14 protein-coding genes, 2 rRNA genes and 1 pseudogene are annotated in these 17864 nt (G+C 67.6%); 11 read left to right on the top strand and 6 right to left on the bottom strand.

What is annotated here, in order from left to right:
• The first annotated feature begins 12 nt into the window (after positions 1 to 12).
• From ACK4TH_RS07645 to ACK4TH_RS07625, 5 genes are all read left to right on the top strand, one after another.
• Complete coding sequence (locus tag ACK4TH_RS07645; protein WP_409624593.1) at positions 13 to 1350, top strand: ABC transporter substrate-binding protein; 1338 nt, start codon at positions 13 to 15, stop codon at positions 1348 to 1350.
• Positions 1351 to 1491: 141 nt separating this feature from the next.
• Positions 1492 to 2301, top strand: a complete 810-nt coding sequence (locus ACK4TH_RS07640; protein WP_409624590.1) for an ABC transporter ATP-binding protein — start codon at positions 1492 to 1494, stop codon at positions 2299 to 2301.
• Positions 2302 to 2346: 45 nt separating this feature from the next.
• Positions 2347 to 3612 carry a phenylacetate--CoA ligase family protein gene (locus tag ACK4TH_RS07635; RefSeq protein ID WP_409624587.1) on the top strand — a complete coding sequence of 422 codons (1266 nt, stop codon included), beginning with the start codon at positions 2347 to 2349 and terminating at the stop codon, positions 3610 to 3612.
• Positions 3613 to 3692: 80 nt separating this feature from the next.
• Positions 3693 to 5609 (top strand): potassium transporter Kup, encoded by a 1917-nt coding sequence (locus ACK4TH_RS07630; protein WP_409624584.1) that lies wholly within the window; start codon positions 3693 to 3695, stop codon positions 5607 to 5609.
• A 90-nt stretch (positions 5610 to 5699) separates the two neighbouring features.
• Positions 5700 to 6686, top strand: a complete 987-nt coding sequence (locus ACK4TH_RS07625) for a tripartite tricarboxylate transporter substrate-binding protein (protein ID WP_409624581.1) — start codon at positions 5700 to 5702, stop codon at positions 6684 to 6686.
• 11 nt (positions 6687 to 6697) lie between these two features.
• On the opposite strand, the gene ACK4TH_RS07620 is transcribed toward ACK4TH_RS07625, so the two are convergent.
• Positions 6698 to 7027: a DUF1840 domain-containing protein gene (locus ACK4TH_RS07620; protein WP_409624578.1), complete on the bottom strand. Its 330-nt coding sequence runs from the start codon at positions 7025 to 7027 to the stop codon at positions 6698 to 6700.
• A gap of 213 nt (positions 7028 to 7240) precedes the next feature.
• Between ACK4TH_RS07620 and ACK4TH_RS07615 the strand changes: the two are divergent.
• The 6 genes and pseudogenes from ACK4TH_RS07615 (at position 7241) to ACK4TH_RS07590 (ending at position 14268) form a co-directional block, all read left to right on the top strand.
• A pseudogene (locus tag ACK4TH_RS07615) lies at positions 7241 to 9584 on the top strand (bifunctional salicylyl-CoA 5-hydroxylase/oxidoreductase).
• A gap of 5 nt (positions 9585 to 9589) precedes the next feature.
• A complete protein-coding gene (locus tag ACK4TH_RS07610; protein ID WP_409624575.1) occupies positions 9590 to 10072 on the top strand; it encodes a MarR family winged helix-turn-helix transcriptional regulator in 483 nt (160 codons plus the stop codon).
• Positions 10069 to 10923 (top strand): enoyl-CoA hydratase family protein, encoded by an 855-nt coding sequence (locus ACK4TH_RS07605; RefSeq protein WP_409624572.1) that lies wholly within the window; start codon positions 10069 to 10071, stop codon positions 10921 to 10923. The genes ACK4TH_RS07610 and ACK4TH_RS07605 overlap by 4 nt, the downstream gene beginning before the upstream one ends.
• 1 nt (position 10924) lies before the next feature.
• Positions 10925 to 12145, top strand: a complete 1221-nt coding sequence (locus ACK4TH_RS07600) for an acyl-CoA dehydrogenase family protein (protein WP_409624569.1) — start codon at positions 10925 to 10927, stop codon at positions 12143 to 12145.
• Positions 12146 to 12162: 17 nt separating this feature from the next.
• The gene (locus ACK4TH_RS07595; RefSeq protein ID WP_409624566.1) at positions 12163 to 13821 is read left to right on the top strand and encodes an AMP-binding protein; all 1659 of its coding nucleotides are present in this window, start codon (positions 12163 to 12165) and stop codon (positions 13819 to 13821) included.
• Positions 13822 to 13842: 21 nt separating this feature from the next.
• Positions 13843 to 14268, top strand: a complete 426-nt coding sequence (locus ACK4TH_RS07590; RefSeq protein ID WP_409624678.1) for a RidA family protein — start codon at positions 13843 to 13845, stop codon at positions 14266 to 14268.
• A 69-nt stretch (positions 14269 to 14337) separates the two neighbouring features.
• Here the strand turns inward: ACK4TH_RS07590 and ACK4TH_RS07585 are convergent, their stop codons facing one another.
• The 5 genes from ACK4TH_RS07585 to ACK4TH_RS07565 form a co-directional block, all read right to left on the bottom strand.
• Entirely contained in the window at positions 14338 to 15210 is an 873-nt protein-coding gene (locus ACK4TH_RS07585) for a MinD/ParA family protein (protein WP_409624563.1), read from the bottom strand.
• Between the two features lie 22 nt (positions 15211 to 15232).
• Positions 15233 to 15958 (bottom strand): GGDEF domain-containing protein, encoded by a 726-nt coding sequence (locus ACK4TH_RS07580; RefSeq protein WP_409624560.1) that lies wholly within the window; start codon positions 15956 to 15958, stop codon positions 15233 to 15235.
• A gap of 105 nt (positions 15959 to 16063) precedes the next feature.
• On the bottom strand, positions 16064 to 17125 hold the full coding sequence (locus ACK4TH_RS07575; protein WP_409624557.1) for a homocysteine S-methyltransferase family protein: 1062 nt from the start codon (positions 17123 to 17125) through the stop codon (positions 16064 to 16066).
• 95 nt (positions 17126 to 17220) lie between these two features.
• Positions 17221 to 17334: ribosomal RNA gene (rrf, locus tag ACK4TH_RS07570) — 5S ribosomal RNA — on the bottom strand.
• Positions 17335 to 17602: 268 nt separating this feature from the next.
• A 23S ribosomal RNA gene (locus ACK4TH_RS07565) occupies positions 17603 to 17864 on the bottom strand; the annotation flags it as partial.

Genomic DNA, 17864 nt, shown 5'->3' with positions numbered 1-17864 from the left:
AGGAGACAGACCATGAAGCTACGTCCCGTGATCCTCGCTGCCGCAGCAGCGACCGCCGCCCTGTCCAGCGCGCTGGTGGGCACCGCCGCCCACGCGCAGGCCAAGGAGCAGTTTTTCCCCGTCCTGGTGTACCGCACCGGCGCCTATGCCCCCAACGGCGTGCCTTGGGCCAACGGCTTCGTGGACTATCTCAAGCTGACCAATGCCCGCGGTGGCATCAACGGGGTCAAGGTCTCGTTCGAAGAATGCGAAACCGGCTACGCGACCGACCGCGGGGTCGAGTGTTACGAGCGCCTCAAGGGCAAGAACGGCGGGGCGTCCATGTTCCAGCCGCTGTCCACCGGTATCACCTTCGCGCTGACCGAAAAAGCCCCCGTGGACAAGATTCCGCTCATTACTGCCGGCTACGGCCGCAGCGAATCGCAGGACGGCGGCGTCTTCAAATGGAACTTCCCGCTTGCCGGCACCTATTGGGTGGCCGGTGACGTGATCATCCAGCACATCGCCAAGAAGGAAGGCGGCTTCGACAAGCTCAAGGGCAAGAAGATCGCCCTGGTCTACCACGACAGCCCGTTTGGCAAAGAAGCCATCCCCATCCTGCAGGAGAGGGCCGCGATGCACGGCTACCAGCTCACGCTGCTGCCGGTGCCCCACCCCGGCGTGGAACAGAAGTCCACCTGGCTGCAGATCCGTCAGCAGCGCCCCGACTACGTGATCAACTGGGGCTGGGGCGTGATGAACTCTACCTTGATCAAGGAAGCGCAGGCGGTCGGTTATCCGCGGGAAAAAATCTATGGCGTCTGGTGGGCAGGTGCCGAACCCGACGTCAAGGACATCGGAGCCGGCGCCAAGGGCTACAACGCCATCACGATGCAGCACGGCGCCGAGCCCAACGCCCCCTTCATCAAGGAAATCCTGGAGAAGGTGCATGGCAAGGGCCAGGGCACGGGCCCCAAGGACGAGGTCGGCTCGGTGCTGTATGTACGCGGTGCAATGAGCGCTATGCTCGCCGTCGAGGCCGTGCGCACCGCGCAGGAGCGCTTCGGCAAGGGTAAGGTCATGACCGGCGAGCAGGTGCGCTGGGGTCTGGAAAACCTCAACCTCACGCAGGCCAAACTCGACGCGCTCGGCTTCAAAGGCGTCATGCGGCCCATCTCCACCACCTGTCAGGACCACATGGGTGCGGCCTGGGCGCGCATCCACACCTGGAACGGCAGCAAGTGGGAGTTCACGAGCGACTGGTACCGGGCCGACGAGCAAATCATCAAGCCGATGGTTCGCGCCGCAGCCGACAAGTACGCCGCTGAGAAGAAGCTGCAGCGCCGCACGCCGCAGGACTGCCAGTCCTGATGGCCCGCTTGGGGGAGTCGGTCGGTCCATGCCGGCCGCCCCGACAGCGGGGGTTGCTACCCCCGCCACCACCCGCCAGCGTCGGTCCGCGGCGCTGACGGGTGATGCCTGCGCACCCAGCCATGTTACCGAGGTCACCCCATGACGACACCCGCCCCCGTCCTCACCGTCAACGGCATCGAGGTCATCTACAACCACGTCATCCTCGTGCTCAAGGGCGTCTCGCTGCAGCTCGCCGAAGGCCAGATCGCCGCCATCCTGGGCGGAAACGGAGCCGGCAAGACCACGACCCTGCGCGCCATCTCCAACCTGCTCAAGGGCGAGCGCGGCGAGGTCACCAAAGGCTCGATCGAGCTGCGCGGCGAGCGCATCGAAAACCTCACGCCCGCCGATCTCGTCAAGCGCGGCGTGGTGCAGGTGATGGAGGGGCGGCACTGCTTCGCCCACCTGACGATCGAAGAAAACCTGCTGACCGGCGCCTACACGCGCAAGGACAAGAGCGAGATCGCCGCCAACCTGGAGAAGGTCTACACCTACTTCCCGCGCCTGAAGACGCGCCGCACCAGCCAGGCCGCCTACACCTCCGGCGGCGAGCAGCAGATGTGCGCGATCGGCCGCGCGCTGATGGCCAACCCCAGCGTCGTGCTGCTGGACGAGCCCTCCATGGGCCTGGCACCGCAGATCGTCGAGGAGGTGTTCGAGATCGTCAAGGACCTGAACCACAAAGAAAGGGTTAGCTTCCTGATCGCCGAGCAGAACACCAACATGGCGCTGCGCTACGCCAACTACGGCTACATCATGGAGTCGGGCCGCATCGTGATGGACGGCGCCGCCGAGGACCTGCGCAACAACGAAGACGTCAAGGAGTTCTACCTCGGCATGGGCGGCGGCGAGCGCAAGAGCTTCCGCGACGTCAAGAGCTACAAGCGCCGCAAGCGCTGGCTGGCCTGACCCCACCCCTGTCGAGTTCGTCCGCCGCTGCGCCGTTTTCCTGCCATGCCCGCCTACCACGATTCCCTCGAAACCCGAGCCCCCGCCGAACGCGAGGCTGCCCTTTTCGCCGCTCTGCCCCATGTGATCGCCCATGCGCGCGCGCACGGCGCCGCCTGGGCCGAACGCTTGGCCGACGTCGATCCGGCGCGCGTCACCTCCCGCGCCGAACTGGCACGCCTGCCCGTGCTGCGCAAACACGACCTGATGGAGCGCCAGCACGCCAGCCGCGCAACAGGCGGCGACCCTTTCGCAGGACTGTCGACGATCGGCTGGCGCGGGCTGCTGCAGGCACGCGGGGCGCGGCGCGTCTTCCAGTCGCCCGGTCCCATTTACGAGCCCGAGGGCCAGGGCGTCGACTACTGGCGCAGCGCACGGGCGCTCACCGCGGCCGGCTTCGAGGCCGGCGACCTGATCCACAACGCCTTCAGCTACCACCTGACGCCCGGCGCGTGGATCATGGAAGCCGGCGCACAGGCGATCGGCTGCGCGGTCTTTCCCGGCGGCGTGGGCAACACCGAGCAGCAACTCGCCGCGATCATGGATCTGAAACCGGTAGGCTACTGTGGCACGCCGAGCTTTTTGCGCATCCTCGTGGAAAAAGCCGAGGCTGCGGGCGTGCGGCTGCCCATCCGCAAGGCCCTGGTGTCCGGCGAGGCCTTCCCGCCCAGCCTGCGCGACTGGCTGGCCGAGCGCGGCATCGCGGCTTATCAGGCCTACGCGACGGCCGACGTCGGCCTGATCGCCTACGAAACCCCGGCCCGCGAGGGGTTGGTTCTGGACGAAGGGGTGATCCTGGAGATCGTTCGCCCCGGGACCGACGATCCCGTCCCCGACGGTGAGGTGGGCGAGGTGGTGGTCACGGCGCTCAACCCCGACTACCCACTGATCCGCTTTGGCACCGGCGACCTGTCGGCGGTGCTGCCTGGACCGTGCCCAACGGGCCGCACCAACACCCGCATTCGTGGTTGGCTCGGGCGCGCGGACCAGACCACCAAGATCAAGGGCATGTTCGTCCATCCCTCGCAAGTGGCCGAGGTGCTGCGCCGCCACCCCGAGGTGCGGCGCGCACGGCTGGTGGTCAGCGGCCGCATGGCCGACGACTGCATGACCCTGCGCGTGGAAACCGACACCCCGTCGGAGGCGCTGCAACGTGCGGTGCAGGAGTCGCTGCGCGACGTCACCAAGCTGCGCGGCGACGTCGAGCTGCTGACCATCGGCGCGCTGCCCAACGACGGCAAGGTCATCGAGGACGCCCGCACCTACGACTGACCCACCGCTGACCGACCGCCGGGCGGTCAGCGTTGCTGCAATGCAACATCCGGCCGCGCCCTTGGCGGGACAGGCGCACAATGTCGGCCTCGCAACCACCCCGGCGATCCTTGGCCCATCCCTCCCCATCCTCGATCGATGGCTCCAAGCTGGCGGCGCTGACGCTCGGCGCGCTCGGCGTCGTGTACGGCGACATCGGCACCAGTCCGCTGTACGCGCTCAAGGAAGTCTTCACCCACGGCAATCTCGCGGTCACGCGCGCCAACATCTTCGGCATCCTGTCGCTGGTGTTTTGGACGCTGACGATCATCGTCTCGCTCAAGTATGTGACGCTGATCCTGCGGGCCGACAACAACGGCGAGGGGGGACTGGTGGCCATGCTCGCGCTGGCCTCGATGGCGGTCGAGGACCGCCCCCGCCTGCGCCGCCGGCTGCTCGCCATCGGCATCTTCGGCACCGCCATTTTTTTTGGCGACGGCATCATTACACCCGCCATTTCGGTGCTCTCGGCCGTGGAGGGTCTGGAGGTCGCCGCCCCGGGCCTGGAGCCCTTCGTGGTACCGGTCACCCTGGTGGTGCTGACCGCGCTGTTTGCGATGCAAAAGCGCGGCACCGCCAGCGTTGGCAAGCTGTTCGGCCCCATCACAGCGGTGTGGTTCCTGGTGCTGGCGCTGCTGGGCAGCGTGCACATCTGGCGCAATCCGACGGTGCTGGAAGCCGTCCTGCCACACCATGCGCTGCGGTTCATCGTCGATAACCCGGGGCTGGCCTTCGTCTCGCTGGGGGCGATCGTGCTGTGCGTCACCGGGGCCGAGGCGCTCTATGCCGATCTGGGCCATTTCGGCAAACGCCCCATCCGCCTGGCCTGGTTCGGACTGGTGATGCCGTCGCTGCTGCTCAACTATTTCGGGCAGGGCGCGATGCTGCTGCAGCACCCGGAAAACGTCAGCAACCCGTTCTACGAGATGGCGCCCACCTGGGCCCTGGTCCCGTTGATCGGCTTGGCCACCTGCGCCACGGTCATCGCCTCACAAGCGCTGATTTCGGCGGCCTATTCGGTCACCAAGCAGGTCGTGCAGCTGGGCTATCTGCCACGCCAGCGCATCCTGCACACCTCCGTGCGCGACACGGGCCAGATCTACGTCCCCTCGGTCAACTGGGCGCTGTATGGCGGCATCGTGAGCGCGGTGCTGCTGTTCGGCTCCAGCGGTGCGCTGGCGTCGGCCTACGGCATCGCGGTCACGATCGACATGCTGATCACCACGGTGATGACCTTCTTCGTCATCCGCTACGCGTGGCGCTATCCGTGGCTGCTGTGCGTGGCGGCCACCGGGGTCTTTCTGGTCGTGGACGCGCTGTTCTTCTCCGCCAACGCGGTCAAGGTGATCAACGGTGGCTGGTTCCCGCTGGCCATCGGCATCGCCATGTTCACGCTGATGACCACGTGGCAACACGGGCGCCAGTTGCTCGCGGAGCGGTTGCGAGACGAGGCGATCGATCTCAAGCCGTTCTTGGATTCGGTCTTTCTCAGCCCACCGGTACGCGTACCTGGCACGGCGGTCTTCCTCAATGCAGAGACCGGTGTGACACCCAACGCACTGCTGCACAACCTCAAGCACAACAAGGTGCTGCACGAGACGAACCTCTTTGTCTCCGTGCGCCACCACGAGGTACCCTGGATCGGCTTCGACAAGCGGGTGGAGGTGGAGCCGCTGGGCCACGACTGCTGGCGCGTGGTGCTGCACTTTGGCTTCAAGAACGACCCGGACGTGCCCGAGGCCCTCAAATTGCTGCGCAGCCACGGGGTGCAGTTGGACGAGATGGAGACGTCGTACTTCCTCTCACGCGAGATCGTGCTGCCCCGCCGCGGAGCGGGCATGATGACTTGGCGCGAAAAGCTGTTTGCCGGTATGCACCGCAACGCGGCATCGGTGGCGGATTTTCTGAACCTGCCGGCCAACCGTGTGGTCGAACTGGGCGCCAAGATCGAAATCTGACCCTTGGGGGTGTGGTTTCCCGAATGGCGCAACCCGCGCCACCCGGGGTAGTATCCGGCCCGTTCATTCCACTGACCGGAGACCTCCCCGATGAAAGCGCTACTCGCCCTGACGCTGTCGACCGTTGCCTTCGCGGCGGCCGCCCAAGACTTCCCCTCCAAACCCATCACCTTCGTGGTGCCCTTTGCCGCCGGCGGACCGACCGATACCGTCGCACGCCAGTTGGCCGAGACGATGCGCAAGCACCTCAACAATGCGACGATCGTCGTCGAGAACGCCGCCGGGGCGGGCGGCACGATCGGGGCCAACAAGGTCGCCCGCGCCGCGCCCGACGGGCACACGCTGCTGGTCTGGCACATCGGCATGGCCGCGACGCCCGCGCTGTACCGCAAGATGCCGTACAAGCCGCTGGAGGACTTCGAGTACCTGGGCATCATCAACGACGTGCCAATGACCCTGGTGGGCAAGCCGCAACTGCCGGCCAACACCTACCGCGACTTCGAGAACTACATCCGCGCCAACCAGGGCAAGCTCAACCTCGGCCATGCCGGGCTGGGGTCGGCCTCGCATCTGTGTGGGTTGATGTGGCAGTACGCCGTCAAACTCGACAAGTCGATGGCCACCATTGCCTACCGCGGCACGGCCCCGGCCATGAACGACCTGATCGGCGGCACCATCGACGTGATGTGCGACCAGACCACTAACACCACGCAGCAGATCGAGGGGGGACGCATCAAGGCCTTTGCGGTGACCACGGCCAAACCGCTGTCCGATCACCCGACGCTCAAGCACTACCCCACATTGCAAGAAATGGGGTTGAAAGACTTCAACCTGACCATCTGGCACGGCATGTACGCGCCCAAGGGCACCCCGGCCCCGGTGCTCAAAAAACTGAATGACGCCCTGCGTGCCGCCCTGCGCGATCCCGACTTCATCCAGAAGCAAAAAGCGCTGGGCGCCATCGTCGCCGCGGCGAACGACAAGCGCGTCACGCCGGAGGGCCACAAGGCCTTCGTCGCCAGCGAGATGGCCAAGATCAAGGCCGTGGTCGACGCCGCGGGCCAATACGCCGACTGACCGCGCGGGGCTCAAACGCCCCAGACCACTTCGCAGCCCTCGCGCTGGCAGTGCTGCAGCATCTCGATGAAGGGCGCGACCCGGGCGCGCAGCGGCACACGCTCGTCGGGAGGGAGGGCGGGCTCCTCGCCCTGCGCCTCGGCCTCCTGACGCTTGCGCTCGGCCTCCGCCTCTTCGGCCGCGACCGCCGCGCGCAGGGCCTCGATGGCCGCGGGAATCTGCTGCGGCAGGATGATGCCCGGCCCCTCAGGATCCTTGCCCAGGATCTCCAGCACGCGACGCCCGTTGGGTTGGAGCATCACCACATCGCCAGTGGCTTTGGACTTGAATCGGTACAGCATCGCACTCTCCTGACGGGGTTGTGGGCGCGCACACCGCGCGCCCTGATTGTGGCCCTTTCGGTGCGGCACGCCAACGCCGGCCCCATTCGCCATCGCCCCCCTCTCGACCCGGCCCAGCGGATCGCGGCCTAGGGTTTCCCCGCTGCGCGCCGCACCCTGCCCACCCCACAATGGGGGCATATCGTTCAAACCTCAATCATTTGGGGGCGGGACATGAACATTCTGTGCATCGGCGGCGGCCCGGCGGGCCTGTACTTCGGGCTGCTGATGAAGCGGCAGCGCCCCGATGCGCGTGTCGTCATCGTCGAGCGCAACCGCCCCTACGACACCTTTGGCTGGGGGGTGGTGTTCTCCGACGCCACGCTGGACCACCTGCGCGCTGCGGACGCCCCCACGGCGGCCCAAATCGGCACCGCCTTCAACCACTGGGACGACATCGAGGTGTTCTTCAAGGGCCGCTCGGTGCGCTCCAGCGGCCACGGTTTTTGCGGTATCGGGCGCAAGCATTTGCTCAACATCCTGCAAGCGCGCTGCCAGGCGCTGGGGGTGGAACTGGTATTCGAGACCGACGTCACCGACGACCAGGCGCTCGCGGTGCAGATCGGCGCCGACCTCGTGATCGCCAGCGACGGCATCCACAGCCGCATCCGCCAGCGTTACGCCGACACCTACCAACCCGACATCGACACCCGGCATTGCCGCTTCGTGTGGCTGGGCACGCGCAAGACCTTCGACGCCTTCACCTTCGCGTTCGAGCAGACCGAGCACGGCTGGTTTCAGGCGCACGCCTACCAATTCGATGCCCAGACCTCGACTTTCATCGTGGAGACGCCCGAGCCCGTCTGGAAAGCGCATGGCCTGGACGCGATGAGCCAGGAGGAGGGCATTGCCTTTTGCGAACGGCTGTTCGCCCGCCACTTGGATGGGCATGCGCTGATGAGCAACGCGGCGCATTTGCGGGGCTCGGCGATCTGGATCCGCTTTCCGCGCGTCATCTGCGGGCGCTGGGTGCACTGGCAGTCTCTGCCCGATGGCCGCCGCGTACCGATCGTGCTCATGGGCGACGCCGCACATACCGCGCACTTTTCGATCGGCAGCGGCACCAAGCTTGCACTGGAGGATGCCATCGACCTGACCCAATCCTTCGCGGCCGGCGGATCGCTGCAGACCGTGCTGCAGCGCTACGAGGACCACCGCCGCGTGGAGGTGCTCAAAATCCAGAACGCCGCGCGCAACTCCACCGAGTGGTTCGAGCACGTCGAGCGCTACACCGCGATGGAAATCGAGCAGTTTGCCTACTCGCTGCTCACGCGCAGCCAACGCATCAGCCACGAGAACCTGCGCCTGCGCGACCGCACCTGGCTGGAGGGCTACGAACGCTGGCTGGCCACGCGGGCGGGGCTGGCGGTGCCGGCCGACCGACCGCCCCCGCCCCCAATGCTGCTGCCGTACCGGGTGCGCGGCCTCACGCTCAAAAACCGCATCGTCGTCTCGCCCATGGCCCAGTACAGCGCCGAGGACGGAGTGGTCGGCGACTACCACCTGGTCCACCTGGGGGCACGGGCGCTGGGCGGCGCCGGACTGGTCATGGTGGAGATGACCAGCCCGACGCCCGACGGGCGCATCACCCCCGGCTGCCCGGGTCTGTGGAACGACGCGCAGACGGCCGCGTTTGCCCGCGCGGTGGACTTCGCGCACCGCCATGGGCACTGCGCCATCGGCCTGCAGCTCGGGCACAGCGGCCCCAAGGGCTCCACCCAGCGCGGCTGGGAGGCGATCGACGAGCCCCTGCCCAGTGTCGACGGCCGCCCCGACTCCCCCCCCCAACTGGCCGCTGCTGGCCGCCAGCGCCATTCCCTACGGGCCGCAAAACCAGGTGCCGCGCGCCATGACCCGCGTGGACATGGACCGCATCCGCAACGCCTTCGTCGAGGCCACGCGACGCGCGGCCGAAGCCGGCTTCGACTGGCTGGAGCTGCACTGCGCCCACGGCTATTTGCTGTCCAGCTTTCTGTGCCCGCTGACCAACCGGCGCGACGATACCTACGGTGGCTCGCTGGAAAACCGCTGCCGCTATCCGCTCGAGGTGTTTGCCGCCATGCGCGCGGTCTGGCCCGCCGATCGCCCCATGAGCGTGCGCCTGTCCGCCCACGACTGGGCCCCGGGTGGCAACACCCCGGACGATGCGGTCGCCATGGCGCGCCTGTTCCAGGCGGCCGGGTGCGACCTCATCGACGTGTCCTCCGGCCAGACCACGCGGGATGCCCGCCCGGTCTATGGCCGCATGTACCAGACACCGTTCGCCGACCGCATCCGCAACGAGGTGGGCATCGCCACCATGGCCGTGGGCGCCATTACCGAGGCCGACCACGCCAACAGCATCGTCGCTGCCGGGCGGGCCGATCTGGTGGCCATCGCCCGCCCACACCTGGCCGATCCGGCCTGGACGCTGCACGAGGCGGCCCGGCTGGGCAGTCCCTGGACCGACTGGCCGCTGCCGTATTTGAGCGGTCGCGACCAACTCTATCGTGAGCTGGCCCGCCAGCGCAGCACCTGACCCCTATGGACCGATACCCCGCCCCCGCCGACCTGGAGGCCCGGCTGCACAGCGAGCACCCGCAGGCGCTGCGCCTGTGGCTGCGGATGCTCACCTGCACCCAGCTCGTCGAGCAGCGGGTGCGGCGGCGACTGCGCACCGAGTTCCAGACCACTTTGCCGCGCTTCGACCTCATGGCCCAGCTGGAACGGCACCCCGAAGGGCTGCAGATGAAGGAGCTCTCGCGCCGGTTGATGGTCACGGGCGGCAACGTCACCGGCGTCACCGACCAGCTCGTGCGCGAGGGACTCGTCGAGCGCCTGAGCGTCCCCGACGACCGGCGCGCCTACCGGGTGCGGCTGACACCCGCCGGGCGCGAGGCGTTCGCGCGCATGGCGCACGCGCACGAGCAATGGATCGTCGAGGCCTTCGCCCGCCTCGGCCCCCGCGACGCCGAGCAGCTTTACCGGCTGCTGGCCAAGGTCAAGCACGGACAGACCCCAACATGAAGCCCCCCATCCCCGACCACAACCCGATGCGGCCACAATTCCGGGCGGCCGCCGACACCCGCCCCCGCCACTTCGCCTGCACGGTCGAGGAGGGCATCGCCACCGTGACGCTCAATCGGCCGGAGCGCAAAAACCCCCTCACCTTCGACTCCTACGGCGAGTTGCGCGACTGGTTTCGCGCTCTACCCTTCGCAACGGATGTGCGCGCCGTCGTACTGCGCGGCGCCGGCGACGACTTCTGCTCGGGCGGGGACGTGCACGAGATCATCGGACCGCTGACCCGCATGACCATGCCGGAGCTGTTGGCCTTCACCCGCATGACCGGCGACGTCGTCAAGGCCATGCGTGCCTGCCCGCAGCCCATCGTCGCCGCCATCGACGGCGTGTGCGCGGGCGCGGGCGCCATGCTCGCACTGGCCAGCGACCTGCGGCTCGGCACCGAACGTGCGCGCACCGCCTTTCTGTTCACCCGCGTCGGCCTGGCCGGCGCGGACATGGGGGCCTGCGCGCTGCTGCCCCGGGTGATCGGGCAGGGCCGCGCCGCCGAGCTGCTCTTCACCGGCCGCACCATGACCGCCGCCGAGGGACTGGCCTGGGGTTTTTTCAATGCCTTGCACGCGCCGGACGCGCTGGCCGACGAGGCGCATGCGCTGGCCGTCTCGCTCGCCCGAGGCCCGTCGTTTGCCCATGGCATGACCAAGACCATGCTGAATCAGGAGTGGGCCATGACCGTCGAGCAGGCCATTGAGGCCGAGGCCCAGGCGCAAGCCATCTGCATGCAAACGCAGGACTTCCGCCGCGCCTACGAGGCTTTCGTCGCCAAGCAGCGGCCCGTCTTTCAGGGCGACTGACATGGTGGCCTTCGACACCCCCCATCCGCATGCCGGCCTGCCGGCGGCGCCGCCCCAGGGCCACTTGGCGCTGCCCTTCTTCGACGAGGCGCACCGCGCCCTCGGGCCGGCCCTGGCGGCCTGGGCCGTGGAACAGGTGGTGGACGAACGGGACGACCGCACCGCCTGCCGCGACTGGGTGCGGCGTCTGGGCGCGGGCGGCTGGTTGCGCTACTGCGTGGCGGCCGCCGACGGCGGCGCACTGCCGCGGCTGGACTCACGCGCCCTGGTGATCGCGCGCGAAACCTTGGCCTACCGCTCCCCGCTGGCCGACTTCGCCTTTGCCATGCAGGGGCTGGGTTCCGGCGCCATCACCCTGGCGGGGACCGCCGCGCAGCGCACGGCCTATCTGCCGGCGGTCGCCCGCGGCGAGCAAATCGCCGCCTTTGCCCTGAGCGAGCCCGAGGCTGGCTCCGACGTCGCGGCCCTGCAGACCCGGGCCACCCCCATGGCTGGCGGCTGGCGACTCGACGGGACCAAGACCTGGATCAGCAACGGGGACCTGGCGGACTTCTACGTCACTTTTGCCAAGACCGACCCGGACGCCGGCGCCCGCGGCATCAGCGCCTTCATCGTGCCCGCGCCCCGGGCGGGCCTGGACACACGGGAGCACATTCCCCTCCTGGCCCCCCACCCGCTGGCCACCCTGCGCTTCGACGGCTGCGCGCTGCCAGCGGATGCGCTGCTGGGGGAGGTCAACGGTGGTTTCAAACTGGCCATGCGCACGCTGGACATTTTCCGTCCCTCGGTGGCCGCGGCCGCCCTGGGCATGGCGCGGCGCGCCCTCGCCGAGGCGGTGGCCCATGCGAAGCGCCGGCGCATGTTCGGGCAGACGCTGGCCGACTTCCAACTCACCCAGGCCCGCCTGGGGGAAATGCAGGCCCTGATCGATGGCGGTGCGCTGCTGACCTACCGCGCCGCCTGGTTGCGCGATCAGGCGCCGTCGGATGGGCCCCTGCCCCGCGAGGCCAGCGCCGCCGCGGCCATGGCCAAGATGGTCGCCACCGAAAACGCCCAGCGCGTCATCGATATGGCGGTGCAGATGCACGGTGGACTCGGGGTGCGCAGCGGCCAGACCGTCGAGCACCTCTACCGCGACATCCGTGCGCTGCGCATCTACGAAGGCGCGACCGAGGTGCAGCTGCTCATTCTCGGCAAGGCGGTCCTCGCCGCCGCCGGTTGATCCCCAGGAGGTCCGCCATGACCCTCGCCCCCGGCAAGAGCGCCCAGATCGACCGCTATGTGCACGACCGGCTGCCGCCGCCCGAGCGCTGGCCGCAGCTCATCTACGACCTGCCCGAGCTGCAGTTTCCGCCCCAGGTCAACCTGGTGGCGCGGCTGCTGGACGACGCCGTGCATCAGCGCGACTGGGGTGCGCGGGTGTTGTTCCGGGACGACCGGCGCACCCTGACCTACGCGCAGGCCCTGGACGAGGTGAACCGGCTGGCCCATGTGCTGGTCCACCGACAAGGTCTGGTGCCCGGCAACCGAGTCCTGCTGCGCGGGCGCAACGGGATCACCCTGGCGCTGGCCTGGCTGGCCGTGGTCAAGGCCGGCCTGATCGCCGTCGCCACCATGCCCCTGCTGCGCGCCAAGGAACTCGGCGACATCCTGGCCAAAGCTCGTCCCAGCCTGGCCCTGTGCGAGCACGCCTTGCGGGACGAGCTCGACACGGCGGCCCGCGCGGCGGGCGGACTGCCCATCGTCCCCTTTGCCGTGCCGGACGGCGATCCAGCCCAGGATGCCGCCCTGGAAACCTGGGCCGCGCGCGAGTCGAGCGACTTTCCCGCCTGCCCCACGGCAGCCACCGACATCGCGCTGCTCGCCTTCACCTCGGGCACCACGGGCAAACCCAAGGCGGCCGTGCACACCCATCTGGACGTGCTGGCAGCCTGCGAGTGCTGGCCGCGCCACGTGTTGCAACAACGCCCCGACGACCTCGTGGCCGGCACCCCACCACTGGCCTTCACCTTTGGCCTGGGCGGGCTGTTGATCTTCCCGATGTGGGCCGGGGCCTCGGTGTACTACCCCGCCGGCCCGCTGTCGCCCGAAGGCATGGTGCAGACCCTGGCCCGGCAAGGCGTGACGATCTGCTACACCTCCCCCACGTTCTACCGGCAGATGGCCCCGTTCGCCCAAGCCCAAGGAGGCATCCCCGGGCTGCGTTTGACCGTCAGCGCCGGCGAAGGCCTGCCCGATGCCACCCGACAGCTCTGGAAAAGCGCCACCGGGCTGGAGATGATCGACGGCATCGGCTCGACCGAGATGTTCCACATCTTCATCTCCGCCGCGGGGGACCAGGTGCGCCGCGGCGCCGTCGGCCGTGTGGTGCCCGGCTACCGTGCCCGGGTGGTCGACGACGATGGGCACGAAGTCCCGCGCGGCAGCGTCGGCAAGCTCGCCGTGGTCGGCCCCACCGGATGTCGCTATCTGGACGACGAACGGCAGACCGCCTATGTGCGCGCGGGCTGGAACTACCCCGGCGACGCCTTCGTGCAGGACGCGGACGGCTATTTCATCTACCAAGCCCGCGCGGACGACATGATCATTTCGTCCGGCTACAACATCGCCGGCCCCGAGGTGGAAGACACCCTGCTGCAGCACCCGGCCGTGGCCGAATGCGGCGTCGTCGGACAGCCCGACGAGGAGCGGGGCATGATCGTCAAGGCGTTTTGCGTCCTCAAACCCGGTCACACCCCCTCCCCGGAACTGGTGTGCGCCTTGCAGGAGCATGTGAAGCGGACGCTGGCCCCCTACAAATACCCACGCGAGATCGCCTTCGTCGAGCGACTGCCACGCACCGAAACCGGAAAACTGCAGCGCTATGTGCTGCGGCAACAGGCATCGACCCCACCCTAGTCTCCCGAGCGCGCCACGCCCATCCTAACCCTGTTACAGCCTCCCGACTGGGCCCCTCCCAAGGGGTATGCCAATGGCATCGCCGTGAGCGCCGAAGGGGGTGCGCGCTGGCTGTTCGTCGGTGGCCAGATCGGCTGGAATGCCCAGCAAATCTTCGACAGCGACGACTTCATCGACCAGTGCCGGCAGGCCCTGCGCAACGTCCGTGCGGTGCTGGCCTGCGCCAATGCCGGTCCCGAGCACATCGTGCGCATGACCTGGTATCTCACCGACCGCGAGGAATATCTGCGGCGCTTGCCCGAACTGGGCGCGGTGTACCGCGAGGTGATCGGCCGCCACTACCCGGCGATGAGCGCGATTCAGGTCAGCGCCTTGATCGAGCCGCGCGCCCGGGTCGAGATCGAAGTCACGGCCATCGCACCGCCCGCCGCGGCCACCCCAAGCTGATCGGTCTTCTGCGCCGACCGCGCGCGAACGCTGCCACGCTTGACACCCCCGAGTGTCAACACGCGGACGTCACGCATGCTCATGCGCGCGCAGCACCGTATCCACCAGCCGGCCGGCAATTTGCCCCACAGCCAAGCTGGCTGGGCAGCCCGGCGTATGCAACAGCAGCAGTTGGCGGCGCATGACCGCCTCCTTGACGGCTTTGTCCACGGGAATATCCCCCATGTGGACCAACCGGATCGCTTTCGGCTTGGCATCCCCAGCCGCCGCCCCCCCGCCGACGAACCGGTTCAGCACGGCTTGCAGTTGCGCCGTGATGGCCCGGCCATCGCCCGGGCGCACGGCCTGGTTGACGATCAGCCGGACCAACTGGCGCTGCTGCTGGGTGGCCAGCACCTTGATGGTCGCATAGGCATCGGTCAGCGAGGTCGGCTCGGGCGTGGCGACCAGCAAAATCTCGCTTGCCAACGACAAGGCAAACAGGACCACATCCGAAATCCCTGCGCCCGTGTCGAGCAGCACCACGTCGAATCGGGGCACGACCTGCCCCATCAAACGCAGAAAGTCCTCCCGCACCTCCGGCGTCAGGCGCGAGTACTCCACCATCCCCGAGCCCGCCAGCAGCACGGAAAACCCGCCCGGAGCCTTGACGATCGCGTCCTCCAGCTCGCACTTGCCGGTGAACACATCGTGCAGCGTCAACTTGGGGTACAGGTTGAGCACCACATCCAGATTCGCCAGCCCCAAATCGGCATCGAGCACCAGCACGCGCAACCCGCGCCGGGTCAACGCCGCGGCCAGATTGGCCGAGATGAAGGTCTTGCCCACCCCGCCTTTGCCGCTGGTGATCGCGATAACCCGCCCCTTGCTCGGCCGCAGCAGCACGCCCCCGCTGTCCGCAGCGGGTGCAGGGGGTGGGGCAGTGATCTGGGGTGTGTTCATGTCACGGTTGGTCATCCGACGCTCAGAGCGCGTCGGCGGGATCGATGATAAGCCCGTCCGCATCGGGCCACGCAAACAGCAGCTCCTTTTCCTCGGCGCTGACCTCGCTGTGCGCCACCGGCTCGATCAGGACTCGGTTGCGGCCCTGCCGCTTGGCCTCGTAGAGTTGGCGATCAGCCCGCTCCATCCAATGCTCGATGGACGAGCGGCCCCAGGCCGGCGCATACGCCCCTCCGCCGCTGACCGTCACCCGCAACACCGTCACGCCATCCGGCAAGGGGACGCCAGTGCCTTCGACGGCTGCGCGCAAGCGCTCGGCCAACTGGGCGCCGGACCCGGGGCCGCAATTCGGAAAGACCACCCCAAACTCTTCACCGCCCAGCCGGCCCACGGTATCCATGGGGCGAATGTGCGATCTCAACGTATCGGCCACGGCGCGGATCACCGCGTCCCCGGCAAGATGCCCGTAGCGATCGTTGACCGCCTTGAAGTGATCGATGTCCAACATCAACAGCAATGCCACCTCGCCGGAACGGCTGGAGCGGTCCAACTCCTGCGCCAGCCGGGCCGTGAACACCCGCCGGTTGGGCAGCCCCGTCAGCGGATCGCGCTCGCTCAGCTCGCACAAGGCATCGATGATCGCTTGGAGCTCCGCCGCCTCCTCGCGCTCACCGGGCTCCGGCAGCACGCCCCCGGCCTGCCGAAGCAGGGCTCGGGCATGGTTCAGGCGCAAGGTAGGCAAGCTCATGGGTTGGAACGGCCCGCGTTGACGCGAGCACCTCCCTCCCCGCTCACGACAACGGCCGTCTGAACAAGTATACGCGCGCCGCCCGGCCGGTGCCCGCACCGGTGGTCATTCTTCGCGATACCACCGCACCGCACGCGGTGCGCACGCGGCGACCGTCGCGCCAATCGCAGCGATGTGGTCCGGCGTCGTGCCGCAACAGCCCCCGACGATGTTGACCAAACCTTCGGCCGCAAACCCGTGCAACAGCCGCGACGTGTCCTGCGGCGTCTCGTCGAAGCCCGTCTCGCTCATCGGGTTGGGCAGACCGGCGTTCGGATAGCAGCTGATGTACGTGCCTTCTGCCACCCGCGCGAGTTCCTGGATGTACGGTTTCATCAAAGCCGCGCCAAGCGCGCAATTCAACCCGACAGCCAGCGGCCGGGCGTGGCGCACACTCGCCCAAAACGCCGCAACCGTCTGACCACTGAGCAAGCGGCCCGACGCATCGGTGACCGTACCGCTGATCAACACCGGCAAGCGCTCCCCGCTGTCGTCAAATGCGCGCTCAATCGCAAACAGCGCCGCCTTGGCGTTGAGGGTGTCGAAAATGGTTTCCACCAGCAGCACGTCCGCGCCGCCCTCGATCAGCGCAAGTGCCTGCTCGTGGTAGGCCCGTTCCAGTTCGTCGAAGGTCACATTGCGAGCACCGGGATCGTTGACATCGGGACTGATGCTCGCCGTGCGGGGCGTCGGCCCCAAGGCTCCAGCCACAAAGCGCGGACGGTCCGGTGTCGCATAGCGATCGCAAGCCTCGCGCGCCAGACGGGCAGAGGCCAGATTCATCTCCCGCGCCCACGCCTGCAGCCCGTAATCGGCTTGGGCGATCGAGGTGGCGCCGAACGTATTGGTCTCGATGATGTCGGCACCGGCCGCCAAATAGCCTTCATGGATCTGCCGAATCACATCCGGGCGGGTCAGACTCAGCAGATCGTTATTGCCTTTGAGATCCCCGGGGTGACCGGCAAACCGCGGATCCACAGACCGCCCGCTCAGCCCCGCCCCGCGGTACTGTGCCTCGTCGAGCCGAAACCGCTGAATCATCGTGCCCATCGCACCATCGATCAGCACGATGCGCCGAGCCAATAGATCCGCCAACGCCTGTCCACGCGTGTAGATGTTCACCGTCATGTTCCGAATTGTGCCGCCTGAACGGGGCGGCCCGCCCGGCAAAACGCAAAACCCCGAAAGCTCGTTTAGAGCTTTCGGGGTTGCGGGAAATAACCGCCTGACGATGACCTACTTTCACACGCGAGCTGCGCACTATCATCGGCGCGAAGGCGTTTCACTGTCCTGTTCGGGATGGGAAGGAGTGGGACCACCTTGCTATGGTCGTCAGGCATAACCGGCAGGGGCGGCTCAGCCGTCTTCCATGCGCGCTTGGCGCGCGGATCGGCTTGAGCCGCCTTCACAGAGTTCGAATCATTGCGATGGTGTCCCATCATTGCGTCGGATTTGCGCCCGAGCACACGTCGGGCTCGCAGGGAGCTGAAGACAGGGCGAAGCCGCGCAGCGCGCGTGCTCACGTCTCTTGTCTCAACGAGCGTCTCAACTTTCGTCTTGACAGCCGTCTTCTTTGGCCGCTTTGCTCTTCACATGCAAAGCTATAGGGTCAAGCCTCACGGGCAATTAGTACTGGTTAGCTCAAACGCTTGCACGTCTTCCACACCCAGCCTATCAACGTCGTGGTCTACGACGACCCTTCAGGGGGCTCAAGGCCCCAGGCAGATCTCATCTTGGGACGAGTTTCCCGCTTAGATGCTTTCAGCGGTAGCCACCGGCATAGACGAACACGGCCGCCACCAACGCAAAAAAGGGAAAGGTGACCAACAGGATGGAGCCCATGGGGCCCGATGGTAGCGACCGCGCC

Source organism: Tepidimonas sp. (genome assembly GCF_046292505.1).
GTDB lineage: Bacteria > Pseudomonadota > Gammaproteobacteria > Burkholderiales > Burkholderiaceae_C > Tepidimonas.
This window is presented reverse-complemented; position numbering and strand designations above follow the sequence as displayed.

Coding starts and splice junctions, on each gene's coding strand:
- ACK4TH_RS07635 (WP_409624587.1), top strand. CDS start 2,347: ATGCCCGCCTACCACGATTCCCTCGAAACCCGAGCCCCCGCCGAACGC.
- ACK4TH_RS07630 (WP_409624584.1), top strand. CDS start 3,693: ATGTCGGCCTCGCAACCACCCCGGCGATCCTTGGCCCATCCCTCCCCA.
- ACK4TH_RS07595 (WP_409624566.1), top strand. CDS start 12,163: ATGACCCTCGCCCCCGGCAAGAGCGCCCAGATCGACCGCTATGTGCAC.
- ACK4TH_RS07585 (WP_409624563.1), bottom strand. CDS start 15,210: ATGAACACACCCCAGATCACTGCCCCACCCCCTGCACCCGCTGCGGAC.
- ACK4TH_RS07610 (WP_409624575.1), top strand. CDS start 9,590: ATGGACCGATACCCCGCCCCCGCCGACCTGGAGGCCCGGCTGCACAGC.
- ACK4TH_RS07600 (WP_409624569.1), top strand. CDS start 10,925: ATGGTGGCCTTCGACACCCCCCATCCGCATGCCGGCCTGCCGGCGGCG.
- ACK4TH_RS07575 (WP_409624557.1), bottom strand. CDS start 17,125: ATGACGGTGAACATCTACACGCGTGGACAGGCGTTGGCGGATCTATTG.
- ACK4TH_RS07580 (WP_409624560.1), bottom strand. CDS start 15,958: ATGAGCTTGCCTACCTTGCGCCTGAACCATGCCCGAGCCCTGCTTCGG.
- ACK4TH_RS07620 (WP_409624578.1), bottom strand. CDS start 7,027: ATGCTGTACCGATTCAAGTCCAAAGCCACTGGCGATGTGGTGATGCTC.
- ACK4TH_RS07625 (WP_409624581.1), top strand. CDS start 5,700: ATGAAAGCGCTACTCGCCCTGACGCTGTCGACCGTTGCCTTCGCGGCG.
- ACK4TH_RS07645 (WP_409624593.1), top strand. CDS start 13: ATGAAGCTACGTCCCGTGATCCTCGCTGCCGCAGCAGCGACCGCCGCC.
- ACK4TH_RS07640 (WP_409624590.1), top strand. CDS start 1,492: ATGACGACACCCGCCCCCGTCCTCACCGTCAACGGCATCGAGGTCATC.
- ACK4TH_RS07605 (WP_409624572.1), top strand. CDS start 10,069: ATGAAGCCCCCCATCCCCGACCACAACCCGATGCGGCCACAATTCCGG.